This window comes from Winogradskyella algicola (assembly GCF_005869935.1).
Classification (GTDB): Bacteria; Bacteroidota; Bacteroidia; order Flavobacteriales; family Flavobacteriaceae; genus Winogradskyella; species Winogradskyella algicola.
In genome coordinates, this window is sequence record NZ_SZQF01000009.1 from 106,319 (window position 1) to 123,687 (window position 17,369).

The following is a 17,369-nucleotide window of genomic DNA, read 5'->3' on the forward strand; positions in this document are numbered from 1 at the left end:
CATTAAAGTTGTAGGCAATACCGAAAAAACTTAGAAAAATTAATGAGACCAAATAGTTCAACCAATCTTAGAAATAGAGTTAAGAAGCTATACTTGCCGAAAACCAAAGCTCTTTATCCACTATTTGAAATAATAAGTAATTCTATTCACGCAATAGACGAAAAAAAGGTTGAATTAAATGACCCTAACTTCAAAGGAAGAATTGAAATAAAGATAATCCGAAACGGAAGTGAAGAGGTTTTAAAGCAATTAGAAGACATTGAAAAATATCCTATTAATTCATTCTCAGTAACCGACAATGGAATTGGACTAAATGATGAAAATATCCAGTCATTTGCAGAATTTGACTCAGAGAAAAAAGCAGAAATTGGTGGTAAAGGAGTTGGAAGATTAGTTTGTCTCAAAGCATTCGACAAAATTATTGCAGACAGCACTTATCAAAGTAACGGTTCATTAAAAGTTAGAAAATTTAACTATCGAAAATCTAAGGAAGGTTTTGATAAGTATGAAGAAAATCTTGACACTAAAAACAAAAAAACAGGCACAAACATAATTTTATCGAATTACGAACTTAAATACCAAAAGCACGTAACCAAAGAAATGATGGAAATTGGAAGACAAGTAATTACTCATTTCCAATTGTACTTTATCCAAAAAATTGAGCCTGAGATTATAATTAGAAATCAGGACGATACTGAAATAAATTTGACATCATTATTCAATAGAGAATTTCAAACTCAAATATTGAATGATGAATTTACTCTAGCCAATCAATCATTTCAAGTTTTTATATCTAAATCCTTAAAAGCATTAAGCCACAAAATACATTATTGTGCACATCAACGCACAGTTAAAGATGAATACGTTGCCAAATATTTAGAGGATTTGAAATATAAAATACGGCAAGAAAATGAAGATGGTTTCTATTTTCAAATATTCGTTGTCGGAGACTTTCTTGACAAAAACGTTAACGAAGCAAGAACAGGCTTTTATTTTGCAACGGAAGAAGATGATGAGAACGAGGATTTAGAAGAAATAACTCTCTCAAAAATTCGTAAAAACACCATTAGTTCTATAGAAAAATTATTAAGCAATTTCTTGACCGAACTAAGAAAAGAAAAGTTGGATAAATATTTACCAATAATAAAAGAGGAATTCCCTAATTACACTAATGTCATTAGCAATAACTTAGAGAAAGTAAAAAAACTTCCTGTTGGTTTATCTAAGCAAGAATTAGATATAAAACTTTACGAAATTGAAACTGAATGGAAACTAAACGTTCGAAAAGAAGGAGTTGAACTTATTGACAAAGAAAAGGACATCACTCAGCTTGAGGATTACAAAAAGCTATATGACAAATTCCTGTCTCAATTCAATGATATTGGACAGTCTGACTTAGCAAGATATGTAGTTCATAGACGTTCAGTTATTGACCTTTTAGACAAATTGATTGAATTGAATCAAAACGAAAAATTTGCGAATGAAGATATAGTTCATAGCTTATTTTTTCCTATTCGAGAAACCAACGAAACTATTTCATCGGACAAACAAAACCTTTGGTTATTAGATGAACGTTTGACTTTTAATTCCTTATTAGCATCTGACAAGCTATTCAAACAAGTGGACCAACTTAATTCTGATTCTAAAAAGAGAATGGATTTAATAATTCAACAAGGCGAAGTCTTTGAGAATGCTACACTATTTTCAGAAGATAAGTTTCCATTTGAGTCATTCACAATCGTAGAATTTAAAAAACCTGAACGAGATGATTATAAGCAAGGCGATATCAAGAAAGACCCAGTAAAACAAGTAAGAAAATATGTTGAGGAAATAATAGCAGGAAAGGAAAAGAAAAACGGAAAGCCTATTAGAGCGGATAGAAATACACCTTTCTACTGTTATATAGTTGCAGACATAACACCAACACTTGAGAATATTTTAGACTACGAAAGTTTTGACCCTACGCCAGATGGCTTAGGTTATTTTAGGTTTTATGAAACCAGAACTTCTCGAGCTTATGTAGAAGTAATGCCTTTTCAAAAAATAATAAAGGATGCGAAACAGAGAAATAAAATACTATTTGACAAATTAAACCTAATTTAAATAGATTACAAACTTAGGATGGTTATGAGTAATTCCTTGATTTGCTTACTTCTAAAAATCTACTAAAACCCACATCATCAAACCAACTTTCAGCAAGATTTTGTCTTTTTCAAAAAATTAAACGACCTTTTACAAAAATTGACTAATCAATACAGATGAAAAAGAAATTTTCAATTCATGGTAGCTATCAAGTAAATGGTGGTGAAGAAAAAGCGTTTGAAATAGAATACAACAACCTTCCGGAAAACGAAGAAAACAACAACAAACTTCTGCAACTACTCAATCATCCATGGCGATTGATAAAAGAAGGGGGAAAACTAGGTGTGAATGGTGTAAAGCGTTTTTTTACCGTGTTATTTCTTTTTGCCATATCTAATACCATTTTGTTTTTTTATGCTATAAAGCGGCTTTTCTCTACGGACTTTGAGTTCGGCAAACTTATGTTTGTTATTCTGGTTTTTATACTTGGTCTTGCCGTAACTATTTATGCCTCTTACAGAGCATACCAGTACGTTATTATTGACACCATGAGAGTTATTTATGAAAATCTATCATCGCTCTTTCACAAAATAAGCGAACTCATTATTGATAAAACCGAGCACGTATTTAAAGGTAAAGGCAAGGTATCTGACAATCAATTGCAGAAAACTTTAGACTTCGGTAAAATGGTAAATTCCAGATACAAAAAAACACCTAAGTTTTTGCGAAAAGGAATCGTCCTTATTCTCAGTAAAATTCCTTTTGCTGGTATGTTGATAGATCTAAAAGAAGAAATTACAAGCGGTAATAAAGTTGAAGCCAGCTCAAAACTTTACAACAAGATGGATGGTTTTATATCTAACAACATATTTGGAAACAACAACACCAAATGGGTTTGGTGGTTATTACCTCTTAATATTTTGATATTATTGTTTTTAATAAAATCTAAGATTGGGTGAGTGTATTATAAATCTCCAATAGATTCCTACCTTTGCAGGAATAACAGCGAACTTCTGAAACAACACTTCGACAAGCTCAGTGTGACAGTTCAGGGTGACAAAAATCATTAAAACAGTTTTGTCACCGCATCAAAATCCAATCCACCATAATTACCAGAGCTCATTAACAACAAGGATTTGTTATCAAAATTCTGTGAGAATAAGAAGGCTTTAAATTCTTCTGGATTGGTATAGATAATTAAATCATCGCGCTCAAAGGCATTGGCTATTTGCTCGTGAGTCACTTCCTGTAATTTCTTAATTTCCACAGCATGTGGTGAATAAAAAACTACAGCAACATCGGCAGCATCTAACGCTCCTTTGTATTCTTTTAAAAATTCGGCATTAAGGCTACTGTAGGTGTGCAACTCCAAACAAGCTACTAAAGTTCTGTCGCTGTATTGTGCCTTTACTGCTTTGGTCGTGGCCTCAACTTTACTTGGCGAATGTGCAAAATCCTTATAAACCACACTTTGTGAAGTTTCGGCTATTTTCTCTAAGCGCTTGCTCGCGCCTTTGAAGGTAGAAATCGCTTCGTAGAAATCATCTTCATCAATTCCCATATGCTGGCAAATCCATTTGGCACCTGCAAGGTTATTCAAATTATGAGCACCAAATATTTCAATTGGCATTGGACCTTCTGGTGTTTCCAATATGGTTTCACCATCTTCCACAGTATATTCTGGTGTTTGGTAGGGAATTTTACGTATTTGGTTTTCTGAAGCTTCAACCACACGTTTTACTTCTTCATCTTCCTCATTGTAATTAATGCTTCCACCCAAAACAATAGAATCTACAAAGGTTTTAAACTGCTCCACATAATTCTCGTACGTAGGAAATACATTGATATGGTCCCAAGCAATACCACTTAACAATGCAATATTCGGTTTATACAAGTGAAATTTTGGGCGTCTATCTATTGGTGAGCTTAAATACTCGTCACCTTCCAAAACTATAAAATCATTGTCTTCCGTGAGTTTTACCATGACATCAAAACCTTCCAGCTGTGCACCAACCATATAATCTACATCTCTATCGTGGTAATGCATTACATGCAAAATCATAGAGGTTATCGTTGTTTTTCCATGGCTTCCACCAATAACAACTCTGGTTTTGTTTTTAGATTGCTCGTACAAAAACTCTGGATAGCTATAGATTTTGAGACCTAATTCCTGGGCTTTTAACAGCTCAGGATTATCGGCTTTGGCATGCATACCCAATACCACAGCATCTAAATCTGTTGTGATTTTTTCAGGAAACCAACCGAAAGCTTCTGGCAACAAGCCTTTAGCTTCTAATCGTGATTTTGATGGGTCAAAAATGGTATCATCACTTCCTGTAATGTTGTATCCTTTATTGTGTAGTGCTAATGCCAAATTGTGCATTGCAGCACCACCTATAGCTATAAAATGTACATTCATAAAACAAATATAAATTATAGAAAAGAGATATTAGAGATGAGAGATGAGAAAAAATTAAGAGTACACTATTTTCCTCAAAAGTCTAGCCTTTAACCTTCAAAAAACAAACTAATGTAAACTATTTTGTAAGGTGAATTCTATGATGAGTTCTCGATACAATTTGTTCATTCTTCACAAATCACTCGAACTGACGTACTACTACTGAGACTGAAAACTGAAAACTGAAAACTAAAGATCTGGATTTACCGCTAAACTATTAAACAGCTTTGCCTTAGTGCTAAAAAACTTGTATTGTACTTCAATAGCTTTTAGCTGTCCATCAATAAGTTTAGATTCACGTGAGTTAACCAAAAATAATGAACTTTCCCCAAGTTGAAATTTGCGCTCTTCAGCTTCGAGCATTCTAGAATAATCCGTAACCATATCTGCAGCAAGTGTATTCTGAATTACGTAAGAATCTAACTCCTGTCTAATGGCATTTATTTTATTCTGAAGATTAACACGTGTGGCGTCAATTTCAAACTCAGTATCTTGCTGTTTTAATTTTGCCAATCTTAAATCTCCGCGTTCTTTTCTTAGAAACAATGGAAAACTAATATTTAAACCTCCTTTATACTCAGCTGTGTTGAATGTACGTGCAACTTCTGGTACTTCTGTAATAAAGTTATACTCAACATCTACTTTTGGCAAGAGCTTATTAGCTTTTAACCTTGTATCAACCTCTAGACTTTGCAATTTATAGTCTAAAGAAATCATTTTAGGATGCGTATCTATGATAGTTTCATTATCTCGTAACTGACTAATATTAAACGCAGTATCTACAATTGGTTCAGAATTCACATCTGGAATAACATTAGGTTGCAACTCAACAGGAATATTATTATCTAACCACAAAAACGTTGACAACTCTAATGATGCTTTCATCAACTTCACCTTGGATTGTTCTAAACTTAATCGACGTTGATTAATAGCAATTCTTGCTTCAACAACATCAATATCTGCACGCTCACCTACCTCTGCACCGCGTTCTATACCTCTAAATCGTAATTGGGCATTGGTTAAGAAATTTTCGAATAATTTAAGCTCATTATATGCTTGTAACCATTTGAAATATGCCAATGAGGCATCAAACAAAATATTATTGACAAAGATATCTCTGTCTGCTTTTGCTTGCTCTCTAAAAAGCTTGGCTTGTTTTAACGATGCCATTCTATCGTTAATTAATAGTCCTTGGGCAACAGGTACTTTTACACCTGCGGAATACAAACCGTCTTCTGGCACAAAGGATTCTCTCCCTAAGAATTCACCTGAATTTTCTTCAAACGTGGCTTTAAGTTCTATACCATACCACGTCGGAATTTTAAACATACCGTTAAGTTTGTCGAAATACTCAGTGCCTTTAAACTTTTTGCGATCGTAGTCTACTTCAAACTTGGGGTCAAATGCACCACGTGATTTTAAAAGTTTAGCTTGGCTCTCGTCAATCACCAGTTCGGCTTGCTTTACGATAGGATGAAATTTTTTCACATAGCCTAAGTATTCATCAAATCTTAAAACCTCAGCAATACTGTCTGTCTGTGCAAAACCAGATAAACCTATGCAAATAAAAAGTGCTGTACGTATTAAATACTTCATGACTTATTTCTTCGCTTTTTTGGACGCTCCGCCATCTTGTGGCTGGTAATAATTTGGCGGAAAACCATTAAGTTGACGCCATAATTCAAACCAAATTGGCACATCATCTAACAATGCCATGGTAAAGGCACCAGAGCCTGCGCGTACATCCTCTGGCCAAGGGTGATCTTCTGGATCTGGTTTAAGTAATACTCTAAATTTACCATTATCGCTAATAAAACGTTCTACAGCAACTACTTCTGCTCCATATGTACCATAAGATACATTTGGCCAACCACTAAAAACAATAGCTGGCCAACCATCGAACTGTACACGAACTTTTTCACCTTTATGGATTAGAGGCAAATCTATAGGCTCCACAAAGGTTTCTACAGCTAAATCTACCTTATCAGGAATAATACCAACAAGCTCTTCACCTTCCTTAAAAGTAACACCAACACCACCTCGAAGTGCTTTATTAATAAAACCGTCATAAGGTGCTGTAACGAATAATAAGCTGTTTCTAATTTTGTAGTTAGAATATTGATTTTCTAGCTTTTGAACATCAGCCTCAGTACTAAACTGATTTGATTGTGCAGAAAATTTTTCGCTCTGCGCTTTAGATATCTTATCTGAAAATTCTTGTTTTACTCTATTAATTTCTAGCCTAGCATTGATAACTTCAGTTTTACTCTCCAAGAGTTTATTTTTTTGCGATACTAGTTTAGCTTGGGTTTCTTGCAACTTTAACCGTGCATCTTCAACATTTTTTAAGGCTGTAAAACCATCTTGATAAAGTGTATCTGCACGATTATACTTGGTTTGAGCAATTCTAAGATTGGTTTCGGCTGCCTCAAGATCTATACTATCTGCCTCAACCTTAAATTTTGCCTGTAATAGTTTGTTTTGAGCTTGCTCTAGCTTTAGTTTTCGCTCATTTGTGAGTGCACCTATTCTAACATCTTCAGATCGTGCTTTCTCCTCATAGGATTTTGCAGAAAATGCTTTTGCATCGCGTTGCTGCGCTGTACGTTCTACCAAATTTGGATCAAAGTACTCACTTTTTACTTCGGAGATCTGCATTATGGTATCTCCTTTTTTGACCTGATCACCTTCTCTAACGTACCATTTTTCGATTCTTCCTGGTATTTGAGATTGAATGGTTTGTGGTCTTTGATCTGGCGTAAGCGTAGTTACATTACCTCTGCCTGTTATATTTTGAGTCCAAGGCAAAAACAATATGATAATACCAATGATTGCAAAAGCCGCAAGGAATCTATTAAAGTATTTGTAGTAAGATTTATCAAAAACACGCTTTCCTGAATTATAATCAGATAAGTCAACGGTCTTATTTAATGGATTTTTTGAAATATTCAACATAGCGTTTTGTTTTAGATAATTTCACCATTATTTAAATTAATAACATCTGTACAGTCTTCTCGCCAATCGTTGTTAAAACTAGCAACAATAATTGCCCAAGGATGTTCTGGTGCAGTTAATGCTTTGATGATTCGTTTTGCTTCAGTGGCCTCAAAATGCTCTAAAGGCTCTTCAAGAATTAATACTTTTGGTTTTTTAAGTATCGCTCTTGCCAAAATTATCTTTTTGGCTACTGTAAACGACATCTGTTTTCCTTCAGGATAAATGATAGTTTCTAATCCTCTTTCTGTTTCTTTCAGATACTCTTTAAGACCAACGATTTCAACAGCTTTTTTAATTTCTTGATCTGTTATATCCTTATTGGTTAAAGTTAAATTATCTCTAATGCTACCTTCAAATGGAGTTTCTTCAGCCAATGACAAACCTAAACAAGACCTATAATTATTGAGATGGATATTTTGAAGCGACTCATCATTAACAAAAATTCTCCCTTTGGTTGGCTCTATAATTCCAGAAATCAATCTTAACAAGCTAGACTTGCCAGACCCACTAGGCCCTTGTACCAAAATTCTACTAGATGGGTTTATTGCCATGCTTATATTGTTAAGAATTGGTACTGCTCTATTAGGGACTTTGTAAGCAATTTTATCTAATTCTATTTTTAAGGTTTCGGCAGTATCTATCTTTATTCCATCTTGTGGTTCTAACTTTTTATCTACTACCTGACCCATTTTTTCTAAAGAGGTTAAAACATCATAAAAGGACTCTAAACCAAGAATCAATTTTTCTACTGAACCTATAACTAAAAGAATGATGATTTCTGCAGCTACAAATTGACCAATATTCATTTCTTGAGTCAATACTAAAAGTCCACCTATGAGTAATAATCCTGCTGTAACAATAACCTTAAAACCAACCATTTGAATAAATTGGATTACTAAAATTTTAAAGTGACTTTCTCTAGCTTCTAAATAACCATCTACCAATTTATCATTTTTCTCTAAAGCAAGTGATGTTCTTCCTGAAATCTTAAAACTTGTAATGGCCCTTGCAACTTCTTGTATCCAATGCGCAACCATATATTTTTTTTTAGATTCCTTTAAACTTGTATCCATACCTTTTTGAATGGTAAACTTAAACACTACATAGATCAGTATGATTAATAAAATACCGAATGCTATAAAAAACGGATGATAAAACGACAAGAGAATTAATGCAAAAACAATCTGTAATACAGCTGCTGGCACATCGATTAACAACTTTGCCAAACCTTTTTGTACAGTTAATACATCAAAAAAACGATTTGCCAACTCTGGCGGATAGTAATTGCGCAGTTCATTCATTTTTATTTTTGGAAACCTATAAGTAAACTCAAACGAAGCACGCATAAAAATACGCTGCTGAACAGTTTCTATAATTCGCATTTGCATGAGTTGAAGCACACCAACAAACGCAACACCCAAGGTTACTAATACAACAAGAACAACCCATGATGTACTAACTTGTGCTCCTTGAATTAAATTAATAATGGCCTGGATTCCTAGTGGTAAAGTTAAACTGATAAGTCCTGAAAAAACTGCATAGTAAATGACCTGTAGCAAATCCTTTTTTTCGAGTCTTAAAATCCCAACAAAACGTTGCCACGGAGTTAAAATAGGTTTATTTTGTTCCATCTGATGCTGTCTTTAATACTTTTTGGGTTAGGTTAAGAAAAAATTCTGTTGGTGTTACATCACTACCACAATCTGTAATGGAGCGAAAATGTTCTTTTAAAAAATGTTGATGCAAAGCTCCCTCCACTACAGTACTAGCAAGACTCGAAGGAAACTCATAATCTGAATTTACATTACTTATTATCTCACTTAGGCGTGTAACTACGCGTTTGTAAGCTACAAAATAGCCTTCCTTATTTTCGCTATCAACTTCTTTGGTTAAATAAGACTTAGAATATTCGTTAATGATAATTCTGTTTAAAACTATTTCGTTAATATGTGTGTAAGTGACATCTTCTTTTATTTCTCTAGTTACAACCTCAATTGCTTTTGATAACTGGTCATTATGATCGGGAACATTGTGCGTTGCAAATACCATTTGATATTCTATCCAAGCCCAGTACCAAGATGTGAGGTATAGAAGTAACTTATGTTTGCTCTCAAAATAGCGATAAATAGAACTTTCATTGGAACCGATTTTGTTACCCAACTTTTTGAAAGTAAAATTATCGAATCCTATTTCGTCAATAAGGAGAATACCATGTTCAATAATACGTTTTCCTAGGTCTGAAGACTCTGGGTCCTTGATAAAAATCTTATCAGGAACAGCAATCTTTATATTTGATAATAAATTGATCATGCCTAAATATTTAATTGCAAATATAATAGTATCACTATTAATATTGCGATTTTAACAAATATTTAAGCTATTGATATTTTAAATAAAACATATAAGTAAAATTTATGTGTTTTTGTTTAAAGTTTGGTAATGAGTGTCTTTTCTTCTTTAAAGACCTTGATATCAGGCAAACCAGCAATAGCTTTATCAATCCACTTTAAGGCTTCGGATTTGTTTTTTTTATGCTTGTAGATTTGTGCCAAACGGTAATAGGCCCAAGCTTTTGGCACACCATCCTTAGCAGAATGATTGGATAAATATGCCTTAAGGCATTTCTCTCCTTTCTCTAATTGAACGTTGTAATCTGCACAAACTTTACCAATCTGATAATGCATGGCGTTGCGTTGGTGCTTTTGTTGTGCTTCCTCAAGGTTTCCTATGGCTTTTTCAGGTTGATGATTAGACTCATAAAAATTGGTTAGCTTGTCATAACAGGTTACTGAGCCACCGACTTTAATAGCCAATTTATAATACTTTTCTGCCAATTCAGGTTCGCCATCATACTCATAAACATAACCTTTTGCCAAATAACCATCAACCTTAGAAAGGTTTTGAAGTTCATTAGCATACTTAAGAGCCTTAGAGTTACTTCCGCCAATAATTCCTGGCAATGATACATATAACTCTACCAAAGCCCAACGTGTGTCAATATGGTTAGGGTCTAGTTCTGCTGCTTTTAAAAAAGCACGTTTTACATCACCAATAATCCCAAGTGCTTTTATCTTACTTATGCTAAGAGCCTTCATCCCTAAAGCACCACCATACTTATAATGATAATTAGCATTTTTAGGGTAATTGTCCTTTAACTTTTCATATTGCTCTATAGCATCATCCCACTTTTTTTGGTAACCATAAGCATCTCCCAATAGCTCGATAGCTTCAATATCGCTAGGATTAGCCTCTATAAAGCTGGTAAGTTCTTGCTGTGCCTTTTCGTAATTCTTTTCTGTCAGATATGTCTTTGCCTTTTCTTTAGAAGATTGAGAAAAGCAAAACGTTGACAAAAAGAAAATCAATAGAAATTTATTCATAGCTCAATTCTATTTTTTTACAAAAATACAATTTAATAACGAGCGCGTTCACTCGCAAATTGTTTAACTTAACTCACCCAAATGAGCGTTTAACGCTTTATCGCTTTTTTTGGAATGCCTTTTGAAGCTACTTTGTAGAAAAATAAAATACTCATGAAAAACTATATATCAATACTAATGCTTATTTGTTTTGCTTCTTTTTCTCAAGCCCAAAATAACTTTGATGACCAGTGGAGAAAGGTTATGCAACTAGAAAATGAAGGTCTAACCAAAAGTGCCGCAGAACTTGTTGACACAATATACCAAAGTGCAAAATCTGCTAAAAACAAACAGCAACAGATAAAAGCATTATTGCACAAGGGCAAATACATGTTGATTCTTCAAGAGGATGCTCAGCTCAACATCGTCAACCTATTTAAATCTGAAATTGAAAGCGCTAAAGATATTCCAACACAACGCTTATTAGAAAACATGTTGGCAACGATGTATTGGCAGTACTTTCAACAAAATAGATATAAGTTTTACAATAGATCTAAAACCGAAGACAAAGTTAGCGATGACTTTAGAACTTGGGATTTAGAAACCTTGTTCAATGAAATTCATGTGTATTATCAACGTTCTTTAGAGAATGGTTTATTGCTCCAACAAGAGTCTTTAGAAAATTACAGTGTGCTTTTGAATGAAGCCAAAAATTCTAAAATCTACAGACCTACGTTGTTTGATTTATTGAGTCATAACGCGCTTGAGTTTTATAAAACCAGTGAAAATAGCATTACCAAACCTGCGTATCAATTTAAGATTGATAATCCTTCCTTTTTAGATGATAGTGAGGTTTTTATCAATTTAAAATTGAACTCAAAAGATTCCACAAGCCTAGAGCTAAATGCACTTAAGGTTTATCAGAATCTTTTAAAATTTCATCGTAATGATAAACAAAGTAAAGCCTTTGTAAATGTAGATATTGAGCGACTAAACTTTGTTTTACAACATGCCACTTTTGATAATAAAAAAGATGAACTAATGAAGACTTTAGCAACCAACGCAGAAGCCTTAAAGAACTCACCATTATCTGCACTCTACAATTACGAAATAGCAAGCCTTTATCAACAACAAGGTTTTGAATATGATTCAGAGATATTAAACACTGAAGCGAACAAAAAAAACAGATGGAAACTAAAAGAAGCTTTAGAACTATGTAACGATGTAATATCTGCATTTCCAGATAGCGATGGTGCTAAAAAATGTGAAATTCTTAAACAGCAAATTCTTCAACCATCTTTAGGACTTCAAGCTGAAGAATTTATTTCTGTAAATACTCCATCAAGAATTTTAGTGAATTATAAAAACCTCGCTGAGCTAGATTTTAATATTTACAAAGTTGATATTAACCAACTTGAAACTTTCAACAAGAAAAACAATACTGAGCAAAGGCTTGAATTTTTCAGCAAACTAAAACCTGCTCATACGTTCACAAGTACTTTAAAATCTGTAGAAGATTTTCAATCACACACTACAGAAATTGTAATTCCAAAATTGGCCAACGGATTTTACCTCGTCAAAGCAGACACCAATAAGGACAATGTGTTTGCCGTTACACACATTCAGATTACAGATTTAGCGCTTTTAGAGCGCAACGAAAATGACGTTGTTACTTATCAACTCATTAACCGAAATAACGGCAATCCTATTGAGGATGCTGTTATTAGTATGTCTTATAAAAACAATAAAAATCAGCATTTTAATAAAATGCGATCAACAGACCGTTTCGGAAAATTTAAATTTAAAAAAGACCGTAACTATTACAGACAGCTAGAAATTAGAGCGGATTATAAAGACGAAGTTGCCTTTTTTGGAGATTACTATATCAGTAGAGATTATAAACCTCGCAAAAATACAGATACTCAATACAACGTCTTTTTATTTACAGATCGTAGCATCTACAGACCTGGGCAAATAGCCTATTTTAAAGGCATTGTTACAGCTACCAAAGATGACAAAACCGAAGTGTATGCCAACGAAAAAGCGACTGTAAAATTAAAAAATGTTAATGGTGAAGTTGTAAGCGAACTAGAACTTGAAACTAACGAATTTGGTTCTGTTGCTGGCGAATTTATTTTACCTAACAATGGACTGACAGGAAGCTTTACAATTGAAATGGTTTGTGGTGGCAGAAAAGGCTACACGTACTTCTCTGTTGAAGAATATAAACGCCCAAAGTTTAAACCAGAGTTTCAACCTATTACTGAAACGTTTAAAGTTAACGACAGTATTACCGTAAAAGGAAAAGCTGTTGCTTTTGCTGGTAGCAATATTACTGATGCTAAGGTTGTGTATCGTGTAAAACGCCAAGTACAATATCCAACTTGGTGGTATTGGAGACGACCAGGTTATTACAGTTCTGAAGCACAAGAAATCACTTTTGGAGAAGGCACAACAAACGACAAAGGCGAATTTGAAATTACATTTAAAGCTTTACCAGATAAAAGTGCCTCTAAAGACAACCTTCCTATTTTTAATTATGAAGTTACTGCTGATATTACAGATCTTAATGGAGAAACACGCTCTACAGCAACGGTTATAAATATTGGCTATCATGCCATGACTTTGGAGATTTCTGCTCCAGAGCAGGTAGATAAATCAAAAAAAGAGGTTGAAATCTCCCTCAACTCAAAAAATTTGAATGGTCAAGAAGTGCCAGCAAAAGGAACCTTAAAAATTTATAAACTCCAAGCTCCTGATTATGTTCTGAGAGCCAGACCTTGGAATGCACCAGATTTTCAAGTGATTTCTAAAGAAGAATTTAAACGTCTATTTCCTCACGATCCATACAACGACGAGCATTTACCAACTAATTGGGACAAAGGTGAGGAAGTGTTCTCAACAAATTTCGATACTGAAAAAGAAAAAACCATCACATTAAAAAAACTAAAAAAATGGAACTCTGGTCAGTACATTATTATTGCAGAAAGCAAGGATAAATTTGGAGAAGACGTAAAAGCTGAAGCATTCACAAAACTATTTAATGATAAAGATAAAACCGTTGCAGACCATCAACTTTTTGAAGCCTCTCTAGATAAAGACAGCTACAAAGCTGGTGACGTTGCAAAACTCACCATTGGCTCAGCAGCAAAAGACATCACTGTAACTGTAGAGGTTGAAAAAGACAATAAAATTATCTCTATGCAACTAGTAACATTAAACAACTCTAAACAAACCATTAGCATTCCTGTATTAGAAAGCGACTTAGGCGGTTTTGAAGTCCACATCAGTTTTGCCGCTTACAACAATTATATTTCTCAAAGCTTTAGTATAAATGTTCCTTATCCTAAAACAGATTTAGAGATTGAAACCACAACCTTTAGAGACAAGTTACAACCAGGACAAGATGAAACCTGGAGTTTTAAAATAAAAGGCTCAAAAGGCGATAAAGTTTCTGCTGAACTTTTAGCAAGCATGTACGATGCGTCTTTAGATGAATTTAGAGGGCACAACTGGCACTTCAACCCTATTAACAAACCATCTTACTACGGAAAAATAAGCAAAAATGGCAGAAGCAGTTTTGGTACAATTAACTTTAGATTGTTTAACCGTTTTGCATATCTTCAAAATTATGATTACAGAATTTATGACCAGTTAAATTGGTATGGATTTTATTTTAGTTTAAATGAATATAAAATAATTAGAACACGAGAAGTTGCTGGTAATGTTGTATATGAAGTTGAAGAAACTGATTCAGGCATTGATTATATGTCATCACCTCAAGCAAAATTAAGTGGAGTTGTTAGAGGTGATAATGACACAAAAATTGAAGGAGGTTTTCTTAACCCAAATGATGATCTCACAATTGAAGAAGATTCATTGGCAAGTAACAAAGAATTAAACTTAGACAACATCCAAATCCGAAAAACCCTCAACGAAACAGCTTTTTTCTTTCCACAATTACAAACTGATGAAGAAGGTAATGTAAGTTTTAACTTTAAAGCACCAGAGGCATTAACCAAATGGAAACTTCAATTATTAGCACATACCAAAACTTTAGAAAGTTCGGTAAAGCAACTAGAGGCTGTGACTCAAAAAGAGTTGATGGTGATACCAAATGCACCACGTTTTTTACGAGAAAGTGATCAAATTACTATCAGTACTAAAATTGCTAATCTTACGGAAAAACAACTATCAGGTGTAGCCCAACTCATATTAACCGATCCGATTACTGGTGAAGATATATCCGCAAACTTGTTCAGTTCTTCCCCTTTGGGGAAGTTAGAAGGGGCTTCTTTTTCTGTTGATGGAAAAGACAACACCCAAGTGTCTTGGAAACTAAACATTCCAGAAGGTTTGCAAGCTGTACAATACCAAATCATAGCCAAAGCGGGAGATTTTAGCGATGGTGAACAAAACGCTTTACCTGTCTTATCCAACAGAATGTTGGTAACCGAAACACTACCAATGTGGGTGAAATCTAATGATACGAAGACGTTTACGTTAGACAAACTCGCTTCGACTTCGCTCAGCGACCCAAATAATACGCTTAGTCATCATAAGTTGACTTTAGAAATGACGTCTAATCCTGCGTGGTATGCTGTACAGGCTTTACCATATTTAATGGAATACCCATACGATTGCAACGAACAGACGTTTTCAAGATATTATGCGAATGCTTTAGCACAACATATTGTGACCTCTAATCCTAAGATTGAGGCGGTTTTCAATCAATGGAAATCCTCAGATGCATTACTTTCTAACCTTGAGAAAAATCAAGAATTAAAATCGCTTTTAATTCAGGAAACACCTTGGTTACGAGATGCACAATCTGAAACGGATCAGAAAAAGCGTATTGGTTTGCTATTCGATCTTAATAAAATGAATAACGAACTAAGTTCAGCTTTAAATAAACTAAAACAAAACCAACTACCATCTGGTGCTTGGCCTTGGTTCAATGGTGGCTATGCTAATCGTTTTATAACGCAACACATTATTTCTGGGTTTGGGCATCTGAACAAATTGGGTGTCAGCCTGAACGCAGTCGAAGGCTCTTCTGAAAACAGAATGATTCAAAACGCCATTCAATATCTAGATACAGAATTCGTAAAAGAATATAAAGACATCAAAAAATATAATAAGGATGCAGATTTAAGCAAAGATCATTTGTCTTACACACAACTGCATTATATGTATGTACGTAGTTTTTACCATGAAGTAAAAGCTTCAAAAGAAGTGGAAAGCATAATGGATTACTACAAATCTCAGATGCAGAAATATTGGTTAAAACGTTCGTTATATGCCAAAGGTTTAATGACTTTAACGCTTCACAGAATGAATGATGATGCTACAGCAGGAAAGATTTTAAAATCACTAAAAGAAAACAGCATTACCTCAGACGAATTAGGTATGTACTGGAAATCCAATACCAATTCTTGGTACTGGCACCAAGCACCAATTGAAACCCAAGCACTTTTAATTGAAGCATTTTCTGAAGTTGGAACTGTGATTCAAAGTGAAACAAAGAATATTGAAGACATTGACAACCTAAAAATCTGGTTGCTCAAAAACAAACAAACCAACAAATGGGAAACCACAAAAGCAACTACAGAAGCTGTATATGCATTATTGCTTCAAGGCAGTTCTTGGTTAGAGGTTACTGAAATGGTTGATGTAAAAGTTGGAAACGAAACTATAAACCCTTCAACATTAGATAATGTAAAAGTTGAAGCAGGTACAGGCTACTATAAAACTTCTTGGACAGGTGAAGAAATTAAAGCAGAACAAGCCAATGTTACTATTTCAAAAAAAGGAGATGGCATTGCTTGGGGAGCACTTTACTGGCAATATTTTGAAGATTTAGATAAAATTACATCTGCAGAAACACCTTTAAAGTTGAGTAAAAAACTCTTCTTAAAATCGAATACTGATAAAGGTGAAGAAATTTCAGAAATAACTAAAAACACTAAACTAAACGTTGGTGATTTGGTTCGCGTTCGTATTGAATTACGTTCCGACAGAGATATGGAATTTGTGCATTTAAAAGATATGCGTGCTGCAGGTTTTGAACCTATCAACGTATTATCGCAATTTAAATGGCAAGATGGCTTAGGCTATTACGAAAGCACTAAAGATGCAGCGACAAATTTCTTTATAGATTATTTACCAAAAGGTATCTACGTGTTTGAATATGATTTACGTGTCAACAATGCTGGAGATATGAGTAATGGTATTAGCACAATTCAGTCAATGTATGCACCTGAGTTTAGTAGTCATAGTGAAGGAGTGAGAGTGAGTGTGGAAAACAATTAAACTCAAGAAATCGTCAGTTCGAGTGATTTTGAAGTATGAAAAATTGTATCGAGAACTTTTGTTTATGACTAAATTCTTATTCTTGCTAAGATGCAAAGGAAAAAGCTAAAAACTGTCTGGAAATTTCTGTTTTGTCAATCTGAACTTGATTCAGATTCTAA

General features: G+C 34.1%; 9 protein-coding genes. 3 read left to right on the forward strand and 6 right to left on the reverse strand.

Going from position 1 to position 17,369, the window contains the following annotated elements; genetic code table 11:
* Positions 1-42 precede the first annotated feature (42 nt).
* Both FC091_RS13800 and FC091_RS13805 read left to right on the forward strand, forming a co-directional pair.
* Positions 43-2,103: an ATP-binding protein gene (locus tag FC091_RS13800; protein ID WP_138434844.1), complete on the forward strand. Its 2,061-nt coding sequence runs from the start codon at positions 43-45 to the stop codon at positions 2,101-2,103.
* Positions 2,104-2,258: 155 nt separating this feature from the next.
* On the forward strand, positions 2,259-3,041 hold the full coding sequence (locus FC091_RS13805) for a hypothetical protein (protein ID WP_138434845.1): 783 nt from the start codon (positions 2,259-2,261) through the stop codon (positions 3,039-3,041).
* A gap of 107 nt (positions 3,042-3,148) precedes the next feature.
* Here FC091_RS13805 and FC091_RS13810 read toward each other — a convergent pair whose 3' ends face one another.
* The 6 genes from FC091_RS13810 to FC091_RS13835 form a co-directional block, all read right to left on the reverse strand.
* Positions 3,149-4,501, reverse strand: coding sequence for a UDP-N-acetylmuramate--L-alanine ligase (locus FC091_RS13810; protein WP_138434846.1), 1,353 nt, complete (start codon positions 4,499-4,501; stop codon positions 3,149-3,151).
* 228 nt (positions 4,502-4,729) lie between these two features.
* Positions 4,730-6,136, reverse strand: coding sequence for a TolC family protein (locus FC091_RS13815; protein ID WP_138434847.1), 1,407 nt, complete (start codon positions 6,134-6,136; stop codon positions 4,730-4,732).
* A 3-nt stretch (positions 6,137-6,139) separates the two neighbouring features.
* A complete protein-coding gene (locus FC091_RS13820) occupies positions 6,140-7,495 on the reverse strand; it encodes an HlyD family secretion protein (RefSeq protein WP_138434848.1) in 1,356 nt (451 codons plus the stop codon).
* An 11-nt stretch (positions 7,496-7,506) separates the two neighbouring features.
* Positions 7,507-9,168 carry a peptidase domain-containing ABC transporter gene (locus tag FC091_RS13825; RefSeq protein ID WP_138434849.1) on the reverse strand — a complete coding sequence of 554 codons (1,662 nt, stop codon included), beginning with the start codon at positions 9,166-9,168 and terminating at the stop codon, positions 7,507-7,509.
* A complete protein-coding gene (locus FC091_RS13830) occupies positions 9,155-9,847 on the reverse strand; it encodes a TetR/AcrR family transcriptional regulator (RefSeq protein ID WP_138434850.1) in 693 nt (230 codons plus the stop codon). Before FC091_RS13830 ends, FC091_RS13825 begins: the two co-directional genes overlap by 14 nt.
* A gap of 116 nt (positions 9,848-9,963) precedes the next feature.
* Positions 9,964-10,917, reverse strand: a complete 954-nt coding sequence (locus FC091_RS13835; RefSeq protein ID WP_138434851.1) for a tetratricopeptide repeat protein — start codon at positions 10,915-10,917, stop codon at positions 9,964-9,966.
* 153 nt (positions 10,918-11,070) lie between these two features.
* On the opposite strand from FC091_RS13835, the gene FC091_RS13840 reads away from it, so the two are divergent.
* On the forward strand, positions 11,071-17,208 hold the full coding sequence (locus tag FC091_RS13840) for an alpha-2-macroglobulin family protein (RefSeq protein WP_138434852.1): 6,138 nt from the start codon (positions 11,071-11,073) through the stop codon (positions 17,206-17,208).
* The last annotated feature ends 161 nt before the right edge of the window (positions 17,209-17,369 follow it).

Bases quoted from the DNA above. Each gene is read 5' to 3' on its own strand.
- FC091_RS13825 (WP_138434849.1), bottom strand. From the start codon at position 9,168: ATGGAACAAAATAAACCTATTTTAACTCCGTGGCAACGTTTTGTTGGG.
- FC091_RS13830 (WP_138434850.1), bottom strand. From the start codon at position 9,847: ATGATCAATTTATTATCAAATATAAAGATTGCTGTTCCTGATAAGATT.
- FC091_RS13815 (WP_138434847.1), bottom strand. From the start codon at position 6,136: ATGAAGTATTTAATACGTACAGCACTTTTTATTTGCATAGGTTTATCT.
- FC091_RS13805 (WP_138434845.1), top strand. From the start codon at position 2,259: ATGAAAAAGAAATTTTCAATTCATGGTAGCTATCAAGTAAATGGTGGT.
- FC091_RS13810 (WP_138434846.1), bottom strand. From the start codon at position 4,501: ATGAATGTACATTTTATAGCTATAGGTGGTGCTGCAATGCACAATTTG.
- FC091_RS13800 (WP_138434844.1), top strand. From the start codon at position 43: ATGAGACCAAATAGTTCAACCAATCTTAGAAATAGAGTTAAGAAGCTA.
- FC091_RS13840 (WP_138434852.1), top strand. From the start codon at position 11,071: ATGAAAAACTATATATCAATACTAATGCTTATTTGTTTTGCTTCTTTT.
- FC091_RS13835 (WP_138434851.1), bottom strand. From the start codon at position 10,917: ATGAATAAATTTCTATTGATTTTCTTTTTGTCAACGTTTTGCTTTTCT.
- FC091_RS13820 (WP_138434848.1), bottom strand. From the start codon at position 7,495: ATGTTGAATATTTCAAAAAATCCATTAAATAAGACCGTTGACTTATCT.